Raw genomic sequence first — 18,860 nt, 5'->3', positions numbered from 1 at the left:
ACGAAAGACATGCAGGTGACGATGACCGTCAACGGCAGTGAGGTCACGGAGGACGTCGAACCCCGAATGCTCCTGGTGCACTTCCTGCGAGATCAGCTGCGGCTGACCGGAACCCACTGGGGCTGCGACACCAGCAACTGCGGCACCTGCGTGGTGCTGGTGGACGGCGAGCCCGTGAAGTCCTGCACGATGCTGGCCGCGATGGCCGCCGGGCACGAGGTGCGCACCGTCGAGGGCCTCGAACGCGACGGCGAACTCGACCCGGTCCAGCAGGGCTTCATGGAATGTCACGGCCTGCAGTGCGGCTTCTGCACCCCCGGCATGATGATGACCGCAAGGGCCCTGCTCGACAGCACCCCGCATCCGGACGAGCAGGCCATTCGCGAGGCGATCTCCGGACAGATCTGCCGGTGCACCGGGTACACCACGATCGTCCGTTCCGTGCAGTGGGCCGCGGCGCACGAAGAGGGCGCGGCCCGCGAACCGGAACCGGAGCGCGGCACCGGTCCCACCGCGGCGCAGCCCGAGACCTCCTCACCGCCGCGCGTCAGCGAGCACGCCGGAGGTGCATCATGACCACCGTCGACCATCCACCGACCGGACCAGTGACGGACGAGTCGGACAACGAACACTTCGACAACAACAAGAAGCCGGTCGGGTACGGGCGGATGCTCCGCAAGGAGGATCCCCGCTTCATCCGCGGCCGCGGGAACTATGTCGACGACATCGTGCTTCCCGGCATGCTGCACCTGGCCATCCTGCGGTCGCCCGTCGCACACGCACGCATCGTGCGCGTGGACACGACGGCGGCGCAGGCGCATCCGAAGGTGAAGGCGGTCATCACCGGCGCCGACCTGGCCGAGCAGGGACTGGCCTGGATGCCGACCCTCTCCAACGACGTGCAGGCGGTCCTCGCCACCGACAAGGTGCGTTTCCAGGGGCAGGAGGTGGCGTGCGTCATCGCCGAGGACCGGTACTCGGCGCGTGATGCGCTCGAGCTGATCGACGTCGAATACGACATCCTCGATCCGGTGATCGACGCCCGCAAGGCGCTCGCGCCCGACGCCCCGGTGATCCGAACCGACCTCGAGGGCAAGACCGACAACCACGTCTTCGACTGGGAGGCGGGCGATCCGAAGGCGACGGAGGAGGCGTTCGCCAGGGCGGAGGTGATCACCACCCAGGAGATCGTCTACCCCCGCGTGCACCCGGCGCCGATGGAAACCTGTGGCGCCGTAGCGGATTTCGACGCGGTCAACGGCAAACTGACGCTCTGGTCCACCTCCCAGGCGCCGCACGCCCACCGGACCCTGTATGCACTGGTGGCCGGGCTGCCCGAGCACAAGATCCGGGTCGTCTCGCCGGACATCGGCGGTGGGTTCGGCAACAAGGTGCCAATCTACCCCGGATACGTGTGCGCCATCGTCGCCTCGCTGGTGACCGGGAAGCCGGTCAAGTGGATGGAGGACCGCAGCGAGAACCTGATGAGCACCGGGTTCGCGCGGGACTACATCATGCAGGGCGAGATCGCCGCCACCAGGGAGGGCAAGATCCTCGCGATCCGGACGAACGTGCTCGCCGACCACGGCGCCTTCAACGGCACCGCGGCTCCGGTGAAGTACCCGGCCGGTTTCTTCGGGGTGTTCACGGGCAGCTACGACCTCGAGGCCGCCTACTGCAAGATGACCGCCGTCTACACCGACAAGGCTCCGGGTGGGGTGGCGTATGCCTGCTCGTTCCGGATCACCGAGGCGGTGTATCTCGTTGAGCGACTAGTCGATTGCCTCGCGTACGACCTCGACATGGATCCCGCCGAGCTGCGGCTGAAGAACCTGCTCAAGCCGGACCAGTTCCCCTACACCTCGAAGACCGGCTGGGTCTACGACTCGGGCGACTACGAGGTGACCATGCGCAAGGCCATGGACATGATCGGCTACGCCGACCTGCGCCGGGAGCAGGCCGAGAAGCGTGAGCGGGGCGAGCTGATGGGCATCGGCATGTCCTTCTTCACGGAGGCGGTCGGTGCCGGGCCCCGCAAGCACATGGACATCCTCGGGCTCGGCATGGCGGACGGTTGCGAACTCCGCGTGCACCCGACAGGCAAGGCCGTGGTTCGGCTGTCGGTGCAGAGCCAGGGGCAGGGGCACGAGACGACCTTCGCGCAGATCGTCGCGGAGGAGCTCGGCATCCCGCCGGACGACATCGACGTGGTGCACGGCGACACCGACAACACCCCGTTCGGCCTCGGCACCTATGGCAGCCGGTCGACGCCGGTGTCCGGGGCGGCCGCGGCGCTGGTCGCGCGGAAGGTGCGGGACAAGGCGAAGATCATCGCGTCGGGCATGCTCGAGGTGTCCGTGGCCGACCTCGAATGGGAGAAGGGTTCCTTCCACGTGAAGGGCGATCCGACGACGGCGGTGACGATCCAGGACATCGCGATGCGGTCGTACGGTGCCGGCGACCTGCCGGAGGGTCTCGAGGGCGGGCTCGAAGCCCAGATCTGTTACAACCCCGAGAATCTCACCTACCCGTACGGATCGTATTTCTGCGTCGTCGACATCGATCCCGGCACCGCCGAGGTAAAAGTGCGCAGGTTCCTCGCGGTGGACGACTGCGGCACCCGGATCAACCCGATGATCATCGAGGGACAGGTGCACGGCGGCATCACCGACGGGATCGGGATGGCGCTGATGGAGATCATGGCGTTCGACGAGGACGGGAACTGCCTGGGTGGCTCGCTGATGGACTACCTGATCCCGACGGCGCTCGAGGTGCCCCACCTCGAGACCGGTTTCACGGTGACGCCGTCGCCGCACCATCCGATCGGCGCCAAGGGTGTCGGCGAGTCGGCGACCGTGGGTTCGCCGCCCGCCGTCGTGAACGCCGTGGTAGACGCGCTGAAGCCGTTCGGCGTCCGGCACGCCGACATGCCGCTGACACCCTCGCGGGTGTGGGAGGCGATGCAGGGCAGAGCGGCACCACCGATCTAGCCCGCGGCCGGAGACCGGGCAGGACCCAGCACAGCGCAGGAGGGTGCGGGCATGGAGACGAACGCGCGGATCGCCGAGCTGATCGACCGCAGGCAACCGTTCGTGCACGCGACCGTGGTGCGGGCCGAGCCGCCGACTTCCGCGCACACCGGCGACGAGGCGATCGTGCTGCCGGACGGCACCATCGAGGGTTTCGTCGGCGGTCAGTGCGCCGAGAGTTCGGTGCGCAGGGCCGCGCTCGATGCCCTGCAGTCCGAGGAGAGCGTGCTGCTGCGGGTGCTGCCGGACGGCCAGGCCCAGTTCCCGGAGGCGCCGGGGGCGACGGTCGTCGTCAACCCGTGCCTGTCCGGGGGCGCACTGGAGATCTTCCTCGCGCCGCGACTGCCCGCCGCGCGGCTGTATCTGATGGGCACCAACCCCGCCGCGGACGCGGTCGCCGAGCTGGCCCGGATGCTGGGGTTCCAGATCGAGCGGGTCGAGGAGGGCGGCAGGCCCGGCGACGCGGTGGCGGCGGTGATCGTCGGACTCGGGGGGAACGAGGCGGAGTCCATCAGGTCCGCGCTCGACGCCGGCGTGGGATACATCGGGCTGGTCGCCAGCAGGATCCGCGGCGCGAGCGTGCTGGATCAGCTCGAACTCGACGAGGCGGAGCGGGCCAGGATCCACACCCCGGCCGGGTTGCCCATCGGCGCGCGCACCCCTGCCGAGATCGCGTTGTCGATCCTCGCGCAGATCGTGCATGGCATTCGGCTCGGCGAGCTGGCCCGCCGAAGCCCGGCTCTGGACGCCGCACTCGCCGCCGCGGCGCAGGACACGGTCACCGATCCGAACTGTGGCATGACGGTGACGGTCCGCGCGGACACCCCGCGGGTCGAGCTCGACGGGCAGACCTACTGGTTCTGCAGCGCCGGGTGCCGCGACCAGTACGCGCGGGAGCGGTCCCCGTGACGGTCACCGGCATCGTCCTCGCGGCCGGGGGATCGGCCCGCCTCGGCAGGCCCAAGCAGCTGCTGGAGTACCGGGGCGCCCCGCTACTGGCGGCGGTGCTGCGGGTCGCGCGCGAGTGCCGCCTCGACCAGGTGCTGGTGGCCCTCGGCGGGGCGGCGGCCGAGGTGGAGGCCGCCGTCGACCTGTCCGGGGTACAGGTCGTGCACAACCCCGACTTCGGTTCCGGCTGCGCCTCGACGATCTCGCGCGCGCTGGACGAGGTCGACCCGAACGCGCGGGGCATCGTCCTGATGCTCGGCGACCAACCCGGGGTCCGGTCGGCGACGGTCGCGGCACTGCTCGACGTCGCGACGTCGGACGCGAGTGCGGTCTGCCGATACCGGGACGGCCGCGGGCACCCGCTCTGGTTCGGTCGCAGTATCTTTCCCGAGCTGCGGGGGCTGCACGGCGACAAGGGGGTGTGGAAACTGCTCGAATCGGGCCGGATCCCGGTGTTGGAGGTGCCGGTCGATGCCGAGATCCCGCTCGATGTCGACACCTGGGACGACTACCTGGCGCTGCAGGCGCAGGATTCTCGGTGAGCCATGAGCCGGCCCGGGTTCGCCGATCTCGCCGACGTCGTCGGGCGCTTCGACGCGCAGGACTACCTGCTGGACGAGGGCACGGCGTCGGCGATCTACCTGGCACTGGCGCTCGGGCGGCCACTGTTGCTCGAAGGCGAGCCGGGAGTGGGTAAGACGACCGCGGCGAAGGCGCTCGCCGCCGCGCTCGACACCACGCTGATCCGGCTCCAGTGCTACGAGGGGCTCGGTGCCGGTGAGGCCCTGTACGACTGGAACTACCAACGGCAGCTGCTCGCGATCCGGATGGCCGAGTCGCGCGCCGGCCGGCTGGACGAGTCGGATCTGTTCACCGAGGAGTTCCTGCTGCCGCGCCCGATTCTGCAGTGCGTGCGGCACAGGGGCGCAGGGGCACCCGTGCTCCTGGTCGACGAGATCGACCGTGCCGATGACGAATTCGAGGCATTGCTGCTCGAGTTCCTCGGCGAGTCGTCCGTCACGGTGCCGGAGCTCGGGACCTTCGCCGCGGAGCGACCGCCCGTGGTGGTCCTCACCTCCAACCGCAGCCGCGATCTGCACGACGCGCTCCGCAGGCGCTGCCTCTACCACTGGATCGAGTATCCGAAACCCGAACGCGCGGTGGCGATCCTGCGGCGCACCGTACCGGAGGCGAACACAGCGCTGATCAAACAGGTCACCGAGTTCGTCGGCGAAGCCCGCGGGCTCGACCTCGACAAGCCGCCCGGTCTGGCCGAGTCGATCGACTGGGTGTCGGCGCTCGCGGCACTGGGCGCGACCGAACTCGGCCGCGCCGAGGCGGTCACGAGCCTCGGTGCGATCGCCAAGACCCCGGACGACCGGGACTCGATCGTCGCGCTGCTCGACCACAACGAACGCGATCGGGCCACGCCGTGCGCGGCACCCGATGTCACCACATGAGAGGTCAAGGGCGATGAAGCTGGAAAATCAGTTCACGGTGCACGCGCCGATCGAGACGGCCTGGGACACCCTGACCGATCTCGATGTGGTCGCGCCTCTGCTCCCGGGTGCGCAGCTGACGGGGCGCGACGGCGACGCGTACCTGGGCAAGATGAAGGTCAAGGTCGGCCCCGTGACGAGCGAGTTCTCCGGCCGGGCGGCGTTCAGGGAAACCGACCGAGCGGCGCATCGAGCCGTGATCGAGGCCAACGGCCGGGATTCGCGGGGCGCGGGCAACGCCTCCGCCACCATCACCGCGCGGCTGGTCGAGGAGGGCGACGCGACGAGGGTGACCGTCGACACCGACATGAAGGTGGTCGGGAAGCTGGCGCAGTTCGGCAGCGGCGTCATCGCACAGGTGTCGGAGAAGATGATGAACCAGTTCGCCGCCTCGCTCGAGGCCAAGCTGGCCGCGGGGGAGCAGGCAAGCGAGCCGGAGACGGCGGCGCAGGCAGAGGAGGCACCCGGTGCGCTCGTCGCGGCGCCGGAACCGGCCCATGAGCCCGAGCCGCTCGACCTGCTCGGGTTGGCCGGACCGGCCCTCGCGAAGCGGCTGCTCCCACTCGCGGCGGCGCTGCTGGCCGGTCTCGTGGTCGGGCTGGCCATTCGATTCCTGTGGCGACATTGAGCCGTGGTCATGGCCGAACCGGCACTGGCAAGGGGGATCGACCTGGCGGCCTTCTCCATTGCGCTGACGATGCGCCTGCGGGCAGCGCGGATCCCGGTGACCGAGGGCGCCGCGGCCGAGTTCGCCAGGGCGCTGTCGTCGTTGCGGCCGACGTCGATGTCCCGCCTGTACTGGGCGGCGCGCCTGACTCTGGTGCGCAGGCAGGCCGATCTCGCCGGCTTCGACCGGGTCTTCACGGGCGTCTTCGGGGCGTCGCTGTTGGCGATGGACCCGAATGCACACCGCGCGCTGCGTCATTCGCTGCCCGATTCCCACATTGCGGCGCTGGTGTCGCGCGCGGGGAGCGACTCGACGCAATCGCAGGGCGTCGGACTGCCCTGGGCGACGATGGAGGCGGTCCGGGTCACCCGCGACCGCGGCGAGGAGGGGCCGAGCCTGCCCCTGCGATTGCCTGGCCGCCTGGAGGCGGTGGAGGGCCGGCCGTTCGGGGAGTTCAGGGAGGACGAGTTGCGGGCACTACGCAGCTGGTTGGACGAGGCATCGGTCGCCTGGCCGAGGCGACGCACGAGGCGAAGGCGACGCCACCCGGCGGGCAGGCGGATCGCGCTCCGGGAGACGATCGCCCGGTCTCGGCGCACCGGCTGGGAGACCCTGACGATCGTGCGCACCAGGCCGGTGATCCGGCCCCGGCGGATGGTGATGCTCTGCGACGTGAGCCAGTCCATGCAGCCCTATGCCGACGTCTACCTGCACCTGATGCGTGCCGCCGTGACCCGTGGCGACGCGGAGGTCTTCGCCTTCTCGACGCGGCTGACCAGGCTGACCGCCGTGCTCGCACACCGATCCGCCGAGGCCGCGGTCGCGCACGCCAACGACAGGGTGGTCGACCGGTTCGGCGGCACCCACATCGGCGGCAGCGTGCGCGACCTGCTCGCGTCGCACCACGGCAACGCGCTGCGTGGGGCGGTGGTGCTCATCGCCTCGGACGGCTGGGACAGCGACAGCCCGCAGCAGCTGGGCGCCGCGATGGCCCGCCTGCACCGCAGGGCGTACCGCGTGATCTGGCTCAACCCACGCGCGGGGGCGACGGGGTTCGAGCCGCTGGTCGGGGCGATGGCCGCGGCGCTCCCGTACTGCGACCGGCTGCTGGCCGCCGACACCCTGATCTCGGTGCGTGAGGCGCTCGAGGTGATCGGTGCCGCCGCGTGGCGCGGCCGTTGAGCGCCGGACCTACAGGTGCCGCGTGGTGTCGATGCCGAGCGACATGCCCGCCAGGCCGCGCGAGCGGACCGAGAGCTTCTCGGCGATATCCCGCAGCGCGGTGCCTGCCGGGGAGTCGGGATCGCTGAGCACGATCGGGACGCCCTCGTCGCCGCCCTCGCGGACCGCCTGCTCGAGCGGGATCTGTCCGAGCAGCGGGACCTTCGCTCCGACGGCCTTGGTGAGCCGGTCGGACACGGCCTGACCGCCCCCGGAGCCGAACACCTCCATCCTGGTGCCGTCCGGCAGCTCCATCCAGGACATGTTCTCCACGACGCCGACGATGCGCTGGCGGGTCTGCAGCGCGATCGCGCCCGCCCGCTCGGCCACCTCGGCCGCGGCCTGCTGCGGGGTGGTGACCACCAGGATCTCCGCGCCGGGGATCAGCTGGGCGACGGAGATCGCCACGTCACCGGTGCCGGGCGGCAGGTCGAGCAGCAGCACGTCCAGGTCGCCCCAGAACACGTCGGCCAGGAACTGCTGGAGCGCGCGGTGCAGCATCGGCCCGCGCCAGACGACGGGGGTGTTGCCCTGGGTGAACTGCGCGATCGAGATGAGCTTCACGTCGTGCGCCTGCGGCGGCATGATCATCCGCTCGACCTGCGTCGGCTTGGCGTCGGTGCCGAGCATCCGGGGGACCGAGTGGCCGTAGATGTCCGCGTCGAGGACACCGACCGAGAGGCCGCGGGCGGCCATGGCGGCCGCGAGATTGACTGTGACGGAAGACTTTCCGACGCCGCCCTTGCCGGATGCCACGGCATACACGCGGGTCAGCGAGCCGGGCTGGGCGAACGGGATGACCGGCTCGGCCGAGTCGCCGCGCAGTGACTTGCGCAGCTCGGTGCGCTGCTCGTCGTTCATCACGTCGAGCTCGACGCGGATGGCGCCGATGCCGGACACATCGGCGACCGCCTTGGTGACCCGATCGGTGATCTCGGTCCGCATGGGGCAGCCCGCGGTCGTCAGGTAGATCTCGATGTCGACGCTGGCGTCGTCGGACAGCGCGACGCTCTTGACCATCCCCAGCTCGGTGATGGGTTTGCGGATCTCCGGATCGAGCACCCGGGACAGCGCGCTACGAACGTCGGACTCGGTCACTACTGGCATGCCCTAATCCTAGGTGGCCTGGACTCAGTGGATACGCGGCAGGGCGTCCGCGGTGGGGGTGATGCCGGTCGAGTAGGCCAGCGCCCATGCGGTCACGTTGGCCACGTACGCCATCGAGTTGTTGTAGCGGTGGATCGCCATGGTGGCCGAGCCGATGTCGCGCATGTTGGTCCCGCGGTCGCACAGGTACTTGCCGGTCGCGGCGGCGGAGTCGAACAGGTTCTGCGGGTCGATCTTGCCGTCGCCGTTGCCGTCGGCGCCGAACTGCGCCCAGGTGGTGGGGATGAACTGGGTGGGGCCGACCGCGCGGTCGTAGACGGTGTCGCCGTCGAGGGCGCCGCCGTCGGTGTCCATGATGACGGCCTGTCCGGGCAGGCTGCCGTTGAGCGGCAGGCCGATGACCGGCTCGAACACGTCGCCGTTGTCGTGGGCCTTGCCGCCGTTGGCGTGGTGCGACTCGACCATGCCGATGCCCGCGATCTGCATCCAGCTGATGCCACAGCCGGGCAGGTCCTTGGCGAGCAGCTTCTCGGCGGACTGGTAGGCGGCGAAGTTGACGCCGGGGATGCCGAGCGGTCCCTCGGGCAGGGGGGCGGGCGCGGGCGCCGGTGCGGGCTCGGGGGCGGGCGCGAGGACCGGGGCGGCCTCGGCGGCGGGCGTGGCCACGGCGGCGGGCTCGGCCTCGGGCTGCGGGGCGGCGGGAACGTCGGCGATCGGTGCGGAGTCGGCGGCGACCGTGAACGGGAGCGAGGGGGAGGCACTTGCCGTGGTCCCGACGACCAGCCCGGCGGGGACTAACCCGGCGAGTGCCACGACGGAGTTGCGGCGAAGATTCGAATCGTTCTTCTTGCTGTGGCGACCCACGGTGATCCTCCTGCGTCCCGGTCGGGGCACTGATTTGTTATCGACCGGAGCCGAGGCTACCCGAATTCGAGATACTTCCGTTACTTTACCGTGATCTGCGTAACGGGATTCTGGAGGTAATCACTGGTCAGCGAAGAAAATTGGATAGTTTCAGTTAGGTCACGCCGAGGGCGCGTCGAGACCGAAAAGTGAACCCGTTCGAGACCTGGCGAAGGGATGCCGAGCGTTCCGTCCGGACTGTCAGGGTGCGGGCGGGGGAGGCGGCGTCGCCAGCGCGGCGGGAGTGCCGCCGGGCGGCGGACAGAAGATCAGGCACGGCAGCTCGGGCAGGCCGGGGATCAGTGGCGCCGGTGCTGGGGCCGGTGCGGCGGGCGCGACGGGTGCGGCCGCATCGACGGCGCGTCCCGGTTCGGGTGCCGACGTCGGCTCGGCCGGCTCCGGCCGGACCTCCGGGATCGAACCGGGGGCGGGCGTCCCGCCGCCCGCATATGCCGCGGACCACGCCAGCACATTGGCGGCGTAGGCCATCGAATTGTTGTAGCGCAGGACCGCCCGGACTTCTTGGGCGCTGTCGCGCAGGTTCAGTCCACCCGAGCAGAGGTACCGGGCGGCCGCGAGCGAGGCGTCGAAGACGTTGTTCGGGTCGGCGGTGCCGTCGCCGTTCCCGTCGGCGGCGTACCGCGTCCAGGTGCTGGGGATGAACTGCATGGGCCCGACCGCGCGATCGTGCTTTTTGTCGCCGTCCAGGGCGCCGTCGTCGGTGTCGGTGATGACCTGGTTTCCCGCGAGGTGCCCGTTCAGGACCGGTCCCAGGATCGGGGTCAGCGTGGTGCCCGCCGCGTCGGTACGGCCGCCGCCCGCGTGCCCGGACTCGATCCGGCCGATCCCGGCCAGGAGATGCCATGTCACCCCGCAGTCCGGTGCCTCCGTGGCCATCGTCGACTCGGCCATCCGGTACGCGCCGAGCACCAGTTCGGGGATGCCGAGTTCGCTCACCGTGATCGCCGCGGGCATCGGCGACAGGCGGGGCGCCAGCGCGGGCGGCAGCTCGAACTGGACCGGTGGGGGCGGGGTGTATGCGTGCGGTGCGCGGGCCGGCCTGGGCGCGGGTGGCAGCACCCCGACCGTGCCCGCGGGATCGGGGGCGTCCTGCGTCGTGACCGCGACCCCGGCCAGGGCGGGTGCGGCGGTACCGAACGGTCCGAAGCCGAGCGCGGCGCCCACGACTGTGGCAGCGGCCCCGACCGCGACCAACGTCGCCGTCGACCCGGCCGCGAGACCCCTGATCCGCATGCGCCCACCCTTCGCAATGCCCGAACCCACGAAATGTGACCCAGATTACAGAGTGGATACGCAGGTGGTGGCCCTTTCGGGTGGTGCTACCGGCGCGGGGGCCTCGGCTCTTCCTCATCCTGCGGGGTCAGCAGGGACTTGATCTCCTCGAGCTCGCGGCGCAGGTAGTCCCTTGTGGCCACCTCGCCGACGGCCAGGCGCAGCGCGGCGAGCTCGCGGGCCAGGAACTCGGTGTCGGCCTTGGTCTGTTCCGCCCTGGCCCGGTCCTCCCCGAGCGAGACGCGGTCCCGGTTCTCCTGCCGGTTCTGCGCCAGCAGGATCAGCGGCGCGGCGTACGCGGCCTGGGTGGAGAACGCCAGGTTGAGCAGGATGAACGGGTACGGATCCCACTGCAGCCGCACCGCGAACACGTTGAGGGTGATCCAGACGATCACCACGATCGTCTGGATGGCCAGGTACCGCCCGGTTCCGAGGAACCGAGCGAACCGCTCGCCGACCCGGCCGACGGCTTCGACGTCGATCTGGAAATTGAACAGCCGGGATCCGCGCGGTGTGTCGAGCCGTTGACGTGCGCTCAGTGCAGTCGTCTTCTCCGACGATGTCCGCTTCTCACTCATCGGCCACTTCCTGTTCGCGCCAGTCCTCAGGGAGCAGGTGATCGAGCACGTCGTCGACGGTGACGGCGCCGAGCAGGTGTTCCTCGTCATCGACGACCGGTCCGCACACCAGGTTGTATCTCGCGAAGTAGCGGGTCACCGCCGTCAGCGACTCGTCCGGGTCGAGCCGGGTGAGGTCGGTGTCCAGCACCCCGCCGACCAGGGTCGCGGGCGGCTCCCGCAGCAGCTGCTGCAGGTGCACGCAACCGAGATATCGGCCGGTCGGCGTCGAGATCGGCGGCCGGACGACGAACACCAGGCTGGCCAGCGCAGGCGTCAGATCCGGGTTCCGGACCCGGGCCAGCGCCTCGGCGACGGTGGTCGAGGGCGTGAGGATCACCGGTTCGGGCGTCATCAGGCCGCCCGCGGTGTCGGGGGAGTGCTCGAGCAGCCGGCGCACGGGCTCGGAGTCCTCGGGATCCATCAGCTGCAGCAGCGACTCGGCCTCGGCGTCGGGCAGCTCGCCCAGCAGGTCCGCGGCGTCGTCGGGGTCCATCGCCTCGAGCACGTCGGCCGCGCGTTCCACCTCGAGGTGGGTGAGCAGGTCGGTCTGATCGTCGGACGGCAACTCCTGCAGCACATCCGCGAGCCGCTCGTCGTCGAGCGCGACCGCGACCTCGTGACGGCGCTTGTCGGGAAGCTCGCGGATGGCCTCGGCGACGTCGGCGGGACGCATGCCCTCGAACTGTGCCAACAGCTGCGAGACGCCCTGTCCCGGCAGGGCCAGCTGGGATTGCGTCAGCCCCTGCACGTGCTGCCAGTCGACGATCTGCATCGCGGTGCGGCGGGCGAGCCTGCCTCGGGGCTTGCGGACCGCAACGCGGGAGACCACCCAGTCCCGCGTCCTGGTCAGCTCGATGCCCAGGTCCGCGACCAGAACCTCCTGACCGGCCAGGTCGTCGTGTTCGGGGTCGTCGACACGCACCCGGCTGTCGAGTATCTGGGCCAGGGCCAACACCTCGCCGGGTTTCTGGGTGAACCGGCGCAGGCTCACGTTGCCGGTCAGTGTCACCGAGCCGGGCTCGATGGCCGTCACCCGCAGCATCGGGATGAATATCCTTCGCCGGGTGAGCAATTCGACGACCAGGCCGAGGACTCGGGGGCGTTGTCGGCCGACCCGGATGGTGATGACGACGTCGCGGACGCGACCGATCGATTCTCCGTCGGGCCCGAGCACCACCAGGCCGGCGAGCCTGGCTACGAAGACCTTGCTCACTGCTGCCATGATGGCCAGGCTAATTCACACTGGAGGTCCACATGCAGGTCGCGCGTCCGCGTCGGTCGATTCTTGCCGTTCCCGGCAGCAGCAGGAAGATGATCGACAAGGCCAAGGGATTGCCGGCCGACGAGATCTTCCTCGATCTCGAGGACGCCGTCGCACCGATCGCCAAGGCACAGGCCAGGGCCGAGATCGTCGATGCGCTGAACTCCGACGGATGGGGTGAGCAGATCCGGGTCGTCCGGGTCAACGACTGGACCACCGAGTGGACCCACGCCGACGTCATCGAGGTGGTCTCCGGCGCAGGTGCCCGGATCGACGCCATCCTGTTGCCGAAGGTGACCGACGCGAGTCACGTGCAGGCACTCGATCTGCTGCTCACCCAGGTCGAGCGGGCCAATGGGCTCGAGGTGGGCCGGATCGGCATCGAGGCGCAGATCGAGAACGCGATCGGCCTGACCAACATCAACGCCATCGCGACCGCCAGCCCGCGGGTGCAGACGCTGGTCTTCGGGCCCGCCGACTTCATGGCGAGCATCAACATGCGCACCCTTGTCGTCGGCGAGCAGCCGGAGGGTTACGAGCCGGGCGACGCCTACCACCACATCCTGATGACGATCCTGATGGCGGCGCGGGCGCACGGGCTCGAGGCGATCGACGGGCCGTACCTGCAGATCCGCGACGTCGAGGCCTTCCGGCGCGCCGCCGGGCGGACCGCGGCGCTCGGTTTCGACGGCAAGTGGGTGCTCCACCCCGGCCAGATCGATGCGGCCAACGAGGTTTTCAGCCCGCGTCAGGCCGACTACGACCACGCCGAGATGATCCTCGACGCGTACGAGTTCCACACCTCGGCGGCGGGCGGCGGGCGCGGCGCCGCGATGCTCGGTGACGAGATGATCGACGAGGCGAGCGCCAAGATGGCGCTGGTCGTCGCGGGCAAGGGGCGCGCGGCAGGCATGGTGCGGACCACACGGTTCGACCCGAACTCTCAGTAAGATGGACATCGACGAGAGTGCAGTTCTCACGAGCTGAATCACCGATGAGGGAGCACAGACGATGACCAATCCGCTCGCACAGCCGAATCGGACCGGACGCGGCGGGCCGCTGCCGACCCCTCCCACCGGTTGGCCGATCGGTTCGTACCCGACCTATGCCGAGGCGCAGCGCGCCGTCGATCACCTGTCGGACCAGGCCTTCCCGGTCGAGGACGTCACCATCGTCGGCGTGGACCTGATGCAGGTCGAGCGCGTTCTCGGACGGCTCACCTGGGCGAAAGTGATTGGTGGCGGAATCGTTTCGGGAGCCTGGTTGGGTGTGTTCCTTGGCCTGCTGCTCGGACTCTTCACCGACAGCCTCCTCGGCCCGCTGGTCGCGGGCATCATCGGCGGCATCATCTTCGGATTGATCTCCACCACCATCCCGTACGCCGCCACGCGTGGTCAGCGTGATTTCGCGTCCACCATGCAGTTGGTGGCCGGCCGCTACGACGTGCTGTGCGAGCCGAAGACCGCCGAGCGGGCGCGGGATCTGCTCGCCAAGCTGGCCATCTGACGGTTCCCGCCGCACCAGGGGTCTCCACACGGGTGACTCACGGCGAAGTCACGGCCTCGACCACCGCAGCGGTGGTGTCGGCAACCACCTGATTGTTCCCCTGTGCATCCTCCTGATTGGTCAGGCTGTCGGTGAGGATAGCGAGAACCAGGGGGTTGCCGTCCCGGTCCCAGGCGACGCCTGCGTCGTTGACGGTCCCGAACCGGCCTGCGCCGGATTTTGCCGCAGCGGTCCACCCGTCCGGCAGACCGGCGCGAATTCGCTTGTCCGACGTCTTGCTCGCCCGCATCCAGTCGACGAGTTGCGCGCGTTCGGGAGATCTGAGCGCGTCCCCCAGGAGCAGTGCCTGGTAGCCGTCCGCGAGTTCTTTCGGTGTGGAGGTGTCCCGCGGGTCCCCGCGGAGCGCGCTGTTCAGTTCGGTCTCCCACCGGTCCAGGCGGGTGCTCTCGTCTCCGATCTCGCGGGCGAGTGAGGTGATCGCGGGCGGCCCGCCGATCTCCTCGAGTAGATAGTTTCCTGCCGTGTTGTCACTCCGGGTCAGCGCCGCTTCGGCAATCTGCCGCAGTGTCATCGGGGTGCCGACGGCGGCCGCGGTGACGGGTGAATTCTCCACGAGGTCACCGGGTTCGACCAGGACCGGTTTGTCGAGTGACGATGTGCCCGCCCGCGTCCGGCGGAGTACCTCGGCGGCCGCGTACGTCTTGAACGTCGAACACAGGGCGAATCGTTCGTCGCCCCGATGCTGGTAGATCTGGCCGGTCGCGGGATCGATTGCGGTGACCCCGATTCGCGTGGAGTAGCGGGCCTCCAGCGCGTCGAGTTTCGTGTCGAGTGAGGGCAGTTCCGGTGTCACGGCCACCGAAGTGTCCTGGACGGTCTGATCCGCGGCGGCCGTGCACGCGCCAAGAAGCAGCGGAAGAGTGAGAGCGAGGGTGCGGGCACCGTGATGTCCGATGCTGCCCCGCTTCGATTTCGGATGAACTCGATTTCTGGTCATGACCCCAATGTCGGGGTCGGCGCCGCCGTGCGCAAAGACGGTCACAGCGTCGAGACGAGTCGAGAATGCTATCTCGCCAGTTCAGGAGGCAATTCTGTGTGGAGCAATTCGTCGCGCGCCCCTGACGCCCCCTGATCGGCTGATTCAATGGTGGCCATGGATCTGGTCCGCCATTTGAATTTCTTTGTCGCAGTTGCGGAAGAGGGGCATTTCGGAAATGCCGCGGCACGATTGGGAATGACACAACCGCCGTTGTCGCAGGGCCTGCGGCGTCTCGAACAGAGGCTGGGCACCGAGCTCGTCCACCGCAGCGCTCGTGGCGTCGGGCTCACGGACGCTGGGCGACAGTTGCTTCCGCGAGCACGGCTCCTGGTCTCCGACGCTGCCAGATTCGAGGACGAGGCTCGGCGCATCACGGGCGGACATGACGCAGCGGTGAGATGGGGTGTCACGCACTCGCTTGGCGACGACGTGGTGGTGCGGTGTGTCCGCGCGCTCCGCGACGCCGACAAGGCAAGGCCCACCAGGGTCGTCACCACCACTGCGACCACCACCGAACTGGTGGAGAGCGTCCGAACAGGGAGTCTCGACGTCGCTGTGGTCGAACACCCGGCGCTGCTCACGGGTCTCGATAGTGGGCCCATCCTGAAGATTCGGCGTTGGGTGGTCGTGCCGGACGACCATCCGGCCGCGATCGCGAAGAAGGCGCAGGTCCGGATGCTTCGGGGACTGACGTTGTCGACAGGTCCACGATCGGACAATCCCCCCGCTCACGACCTGTTCGTGGACATGTGGCGGGCCCGTGGCCTTGACCCGGACGTGGTCGTCTCGACGGGGCCGCGAGACCTGCTCGCCCGCGTGGCGGCCGGTGGCACTTTCGGGGTGACGACGACTCCGCCGACAACGATGCCCGGCGTGTCCTGGGTCGACATGGTGCGAGAGGAACTTGCGCTGCGCCTTCGTATCGTCTGGCGGGCGGGTGCCGATCTCGCGCTGTCGGCAGGCGCACTGGACCGGGTGCTCCTCAAGGCGGGACGATGAGCACGACCGCGGAGAAGCGGATCCGCGACGTGTTCGCCGACGCCGGCTGCACCGGCTGGCTTCACGCCAGGCGCATCGGAACGCGGCGAGCGGACGACGACGAAGACGCCGTCTCGGTCGGTGCCGACGAACTCGTCGTGACGGCGTCCGTCTACAAACTCCCACTCTTGGTTGCCCTGTGCAGGGCTTTCGACGTGGGGTCCCTCTCCCCGACAGCGACGGTACGTATCAATCCCGCGGACTGCACGCCGGGGCCGACCGGGGTGTCGACCTTCCGGGACCCGGTGGTGATGAGTTGGCGCGATCTGGCCCTGTCGATGATGACGGTGTCCGATAACGCCGCCGCGGACCTCATCCTCGGACGAGTGGGACTCGACGGCATCGATCGGGTGCTCGCCGAACTCGGACTGCTCCGCACGCGAATCGTCGGCGGCACAGCGGATATCCATCGGACCATGCTCGAGGAGGCGAATTCGCACACGACGAGGGAAGCGTTCGAGGTACTCGCCGACAATGACGAGGCGTGGGCGGGCTCCGCCTACGATCCGGCGTTCACGAGCGCGACGACCCCGAGAGAGATGACGTCGCTACTCGACGCGATCTGGACCGACGGTGTGGTGTCTGCGGATCAGGGTCAGTTCATCCGGGAGGTCATGGCGGGACAGATCTGGCCGCATCGAATCCGCTCGGGATTTCCCTATGCGGGGGTGACCGTGGCGGGGAAGACCGGGACGATCGGGGCCATCCGCAACGAGGTGGCAGTCGTGGGTTTCCCTGGCGAGACTCCGGTTGCCGTAGCCATTTTCACACGGGCGGCGCGCGCCGATCCTGTGCTGCCCGTGGTCGACCGGGCGATCGGACGGGCCGCTCACATCGCGGTGACCGAACTTCGTTCCGGCCGCATCGCGTGAGTGCGCGGTGCCGAGGGTTTCGTGGTGCGATGTCCTACCCTTGGTGCGGCGACGGAAGTCTTTCGGCGGTAGGGGAGTGCAATGTCAGCGGGGCTCGAGGCCAGGCGAGAACGATTGTCCCGCAGGGCCCTGAGCCGCGCGACGCTCGACCGTCAGCACCTGCTGCGCCGCACGAGCGGCACCGCGCTCGAGTTGGTCGGCCACCTGTTCGGCCTGCAGGCGCAGGCGCCGATGGCGCCGTACTTCGCGTTGTGGGCTCGGCTCAAGGGATTTCGGCCCGCCGACCTGTCCGCGCCGATCGAGAACCGGGACGTCGTACGGATCGCCCTGATGCGCGGCACGGTGCACGCCGTCACCGCGGCCGATGCCCTCTCGCTGCGGCCGTGGGTGCGGCCCATCATGGACGCGGACCTGCGAACGAACACCCAGCACAAGGCCGCCCTCGTCGGGATGGACCTCGCGGCGCTGACGGACTGGAGTCGGGCGACCCTCGAGGGCACCCCGCTGAGCCTGGCCGACCTTCGGCCGCTGCTGGCCGAGCGTTGGCCGGACCGCGACCCGGTGGCCCTCGCACATGCGGTCCGGGCCCTGCTCCCGCTCGTGCAGGTGCCCCCGCGGGGGATCTGGGGCAGGTCCGGTCAGCCGGTCTGCACCACCCTGGAGCGGTGGACGGACACGCCACTGTCCGAACCGATTCCGGACGAGATCATCCTGCGTTACCTGGCGGCCTACGGCCCGGCGTCGGCGGCGGACGCACAGGCCTGGTCCGGCCTGACCAGGCTGGGGGAGGTGTTCGACCGACTTCGCCCGAGGTTGCGGGTGTTCGTCGATGAGGACGGTGCCGAACTGTTCGATCTGCCCGACGCCCCGCGGCCTGACCCGGCAGGAAGCCTGCCGCCACGGATCCTCGCGCCCTACGACAGCGTCCTGCTGGGCCACGCGAACCGGAGTCGGGTGATCGCCGACGAGCACCGCAAGGTGGTGTTCACCGTGAACGGGATCATCAAGCCGACGGTCCTGGTGGGCGGCCAGGTTGCCGGGTTCGTCACGGTCACCGCCAAGAAGCGTTCGGCGGCAGTCGAGATCGCGACATTCGCCCCGGTCGCGAAGGGCGCCACGTCGGCGCTCGAGGCCGAGGCGCAGCGGTTGCTGACGTTCGCGCACCCCGACGCCGACGATCACGACATCCGGTTCACCGACGCGCGGTAGCCGCCTCCGCCATCGACGACTCGCCCGCTGCGGGAAGGTCGTTGCCCGCTTCCGCCGCCGCCGTACCCCGCGAGATCCGCCGCGCGAGCGCGTGGGCCGCGCCAACGAACAGCCCGACGATCGCGCCCCAGACCGCCGACACGAGCGCGCCGCCGACGAGCGAGGCCAGGTAGGCGCCCGGTCCCTCCTGCAGCACGAAGCTCAGGTACACCGTGCGGATCAGGTTGCCTGCGAGGACGCCGGTCACGGTGGCGCCAAGGCCCGCCAAGAAGGCGCGCCCGACCCCGCCGCCGGGGTGCCTGCGCGCCGAGTCGGTCAGCCGCATCCAGACGACGGCGAGCATCACCAGTGCCGCGGCGCAATCGACGAGCCAGTTGGTGGTGGTCGTCTCGCCCAGCGGGAACAACCGCAGCGCCGGGATGCCGAAGGGCAGCCCGATCGCGCTCGGGACGAGCAGCTCCGGGATCCGGGTGAGCACGGCGCCCGTGATCGACCAGACCCCGAACAGGACCGAGATCGCCGCAAGCGTCGCGACAGCCGGCCACGGGGCGCGGAAACCGGCATCGACCTGCGGATTCACCGAAACAGCAGCGCTGGCGTCAGACATGCCGCAACATTAACGGGATCGAATGGACCAAGCGTCCAGAA

19 protein-coding genes are annotated in these 18,860 nt (G+C 69.5%); 12 read left to right on the top strand and 7 right to left on the bottom strand.

Annotated features, from left to right (window positions below):
* Positions 1-9 precede the first annotated feature (9 nt).
* From C8K38_RS16525 to C8K38_RS16495, 7 genes are read left to right on the top strand one after another with little or no spacing between them, the layout of a single operon-like run.
* The gene (locus C8K38_RS16525; protein WP_097212517.1) at positions 10-576 is read left to right on the top strand and encodes a (2Fe-2S)-binding protein; all 567 of its coding nucleotides are present in this window, start codon (positions 10-12) and stop codon (positions 574-576) included.
* The gene (locus tag C8K38_RS16520; protein ID WP_097212516.1) at positions 573-2,990 is read left to right on the top strand and encodes an aerobic carbon-monoxide dehydrogenase large subunit; all 2,418 of its coding nucleotides are present in this window, start codon (positions 573-575) and stop codon (positions 2,988-2,990) included. The genes C8K38_RS16525 and C8K38_RS16520 overlap by 4 nt, the downstream gene beginning before the upstream one ends.
* Before the next feature lie 51 nt (positions 2,991-3,041).
* Entirely contained in the window at positions 3,042-3,938 is an 897-nt protein-coding gene (locus C8K38_RS16515; protein ID WP_097212515.1) for an XdhC family protein, read from the top strand.
* Positions 3,935-4,519, top strand: coding sequence for a nucleotidyltransferase family protein (locus C8K38_RS16510; RefSeq protein ID WP_097212514.1), 585 nt, complete (start codon positions 3,935-3,937; stop codon positions 4,517-4,519). The genes C8K38_RS16515 and C8K38_RS16510 overlap by 4 nt, the downstream gene beginning before the upstream one ends.
* 3 nt (positions 4,520-4,522) lie before the next feature.
* Positions 4,523-5,437 carry an AAA family ATPase gene (locus C8K38_RS16505; protein ID WP_097212513.1) on the top strand — a complete coding sequence of 305 codons (915 nt, stop codon included), beginning with the start codon at positions 4,523-4,525 and terminating at the stop codon, positions 5,435-5,437.
* 13 nt (positions 5,438-5,450) lie between these two features.
* Positions 5,451-6,104 (top strand): SRPBCC family protein, encoded by a 654-nt coding sequence (locus tag C8K38_RS16500; protein WP_097212512.1) that lies wholly within the window; start codon positions 5,451-5,453, stop codon positions 6,102-6,104.
* A gap of 9 nt (positions 6,105-6,113) precedes the next feature.
* A complete protein-coding gene (locus tag C8K38_RS16495) occupies positions 6,114-7,325 on the top strand; it encodes a vWA domain-containing protein (protein ID WP_097212618.1) in 1,212 nt (403 codons plus the stop codon).
* A 9-nt stretch (positions 7,326-7,334) separates the two neighbouring features.
* Here the strand turns inward: C8K38_RS16495 and C8K38_RS16490 are convergent, their stop codons facing one another.
* The 5 genes from C8K38_RS16490 to C8K38_RS16470 all read right to left on the bottom strand — a co-directional run bounded on the left by C8K38_RS16490 (position 7,335) and on the right by C8K38_RS16470 (position 12,509).
* Complete coding sequence (locus tag C8K38_RS16490; protein WP_097212511.1) at positions 7,335-8,471, bottom strand: Mrp/NBP35 family ATP-binding protein; 1,137 nt, start codon at positions 8,469-8,471, stop codon at positions 7,335-7,337.
* A gap of 24 nt (positions 8,472-8,495) precedes the next feature.
* Entirely contained in the window at positions 8,496-9,335 is an 840-nt protein-coding gene (locus C8K38_RS16485) for a lytic transglycosylase domain-containing protein (RefSeq protein ID WP_097212510.1), read from the bottom strand.
* Between the two features lie 240 nt (positions 9,336-9,575).
* Positions 9,576-10,628 (bottom strand): lytic transglycosylase domain-containing protein, encoded by a 1,053-nt coding sequence (locus C8K38_RS16480; RefSeq protein WP_097212509.1) that lies wholly within the window; start codon positions 10,626-10,628, stop codon positions 9,576-9,578.
* An 86-nt stretch (positions 10,629-10,714) separates the two neighbouring features.
* Complete coding sequence (locus C8K38_RS16475; RefSeq protein ID WP_097212508.1) at positions 10,715-11,245, bottom strand: DUF1003 domain-containing protein; 531 nt, start codon at positions 11,243-11,245, stop codon at positions 10,715-10,717.
* The gene (locus C8K38_RS16470) at positions 11,238-12,509 is read right to left on the bottom strand and encodes a magnesium transporter MgtE N-terminal domain-containing protein (RefSeq protein WP_077042431.1); all 1,272 of its coding nucleotides are present in this window, start codon (positions 12,507-12,509) and stop codon (positions 11,238-11,240) included. The genes C8K38_RS16475 and C8K38_RS16470 overlap by 8 nt, the downstream gene beginning before the upstream one ends.
* A gap of 32 nt (positions 12,510-12,541) precedes the next feature.
* On the opposite strand from C8K38_RS16470, the gene C8K38_RS16465 reads away from it, so the two are divergent.
* Entirely contained in the window at positions 12,542-13,498 is a 957-nt protein-coding gene (locus C8K38_RS16465; RefSeq protein WP_077042430.1) for an HpcH/HpaI aldolase/citrate lyase family protein, read from the top strand.
* Positions 13,499-13,559: 61 nt separating this feature from the next.
* On the top strand, positions 13,560-14,054 hold the full coding sequence (locus tag C8K38_RS16460; RefSeq protein WP_077042429.1) for a general stress protein: 495 nt from the start codon (positions 13,560-13,562) through the stop codon (positions 14,052-14,054).
* A 37-nt stretch (positions 14,055-14,091) separates the two neighbouring features.
* Here the strand turns inward: C8K38_RS16460 and bla are convergent, their stop codons facing one another.
* A complete protein-coding gene (gene bla, locus C8K38_RS16455; protein ID WP_097212617.1) occupies positions 14,092-15,051 on the bottom strand; it encodes a class A beta-lactamase in 960 nt (319 codons plus the stop codon).
* A 147-nt stretch (positions 15,052-15,198) separates the two neighbouring features.
* On the opposite strand from bla, the gene C8K38_RS16450 reads away from it, so the two are divergent.
* From C8K38_RS16450 to C8K38_RS16440, 3 genes are all read left to right on the top strand, one after another.
* Positions 15,199-16,092, top strand: coding sequence for a LysR family transcriptional regulator (locus C8K38_RS16450; protein ID WP_097212507.1), 894 nt, complete (start codon positions 15,199-15,201; stop codon positions 16,090-16,092).
* Positions 16,089-17,003, top strand: a complete 915-nt coding sequence (locus C8K38_RS16445; protein WP_097212506.1) for a serine hydrolase — start codon at positions 16,089-16,091, stop codon at positions 17,001-17,003. Before C8K38_RS16450 ends, C8K38_RS16445 begins: the two co-directional genes overlap by 4 nt.
* A gap of 81 nt (positions 17,004-17,084) precedes the next feature.
* The gene (locus C8K38_RS16440) at positions 17,085-18,212 is read left to right on the top strand and encodes a winged helix DNA-binding domain-containing protein (protein WP_097212505.1); all 1,128 of its coding nucleotides are present in this window, start codon (positions 17,085-17,087) and stop codon (positions 18,210-18,212) included.
* On the opposite strand, the gene C8K38_RS16435 is transcribed toward C8K38_RS16440, so the two are convergent.
* Entirely contained in the window at positions 18,196-18,819 is a 624-nt protein-coding gene (locus tag C8K38_RS16435) for a hypothetical protein (protein ID WP_097212504.1), read from the bottom strand. The two genes, C8K38_RS16440 and C8K38_RS16435, sit on opposite strands and share 17 nt — an antisense overlap.
* Positions 18,820-18,860 lie beyond the last annotated feature (41 nt).

This window comes from Rhodococcus sp. OK611 (assembly GCF_003050885.1).
Taxonomy (GTDB): domain Bacteria; phylum Actinomycetota; class Actinomycetes; order Mycobacteriales; family Mycobacteriaceae; genus Rhodococcus_G; species Rhodococcus_G oryzae.
Note: the sequence above shows the minus strand (reverse complement) of the source record. Positions and strands in the feature narration are given on the sequence as shown.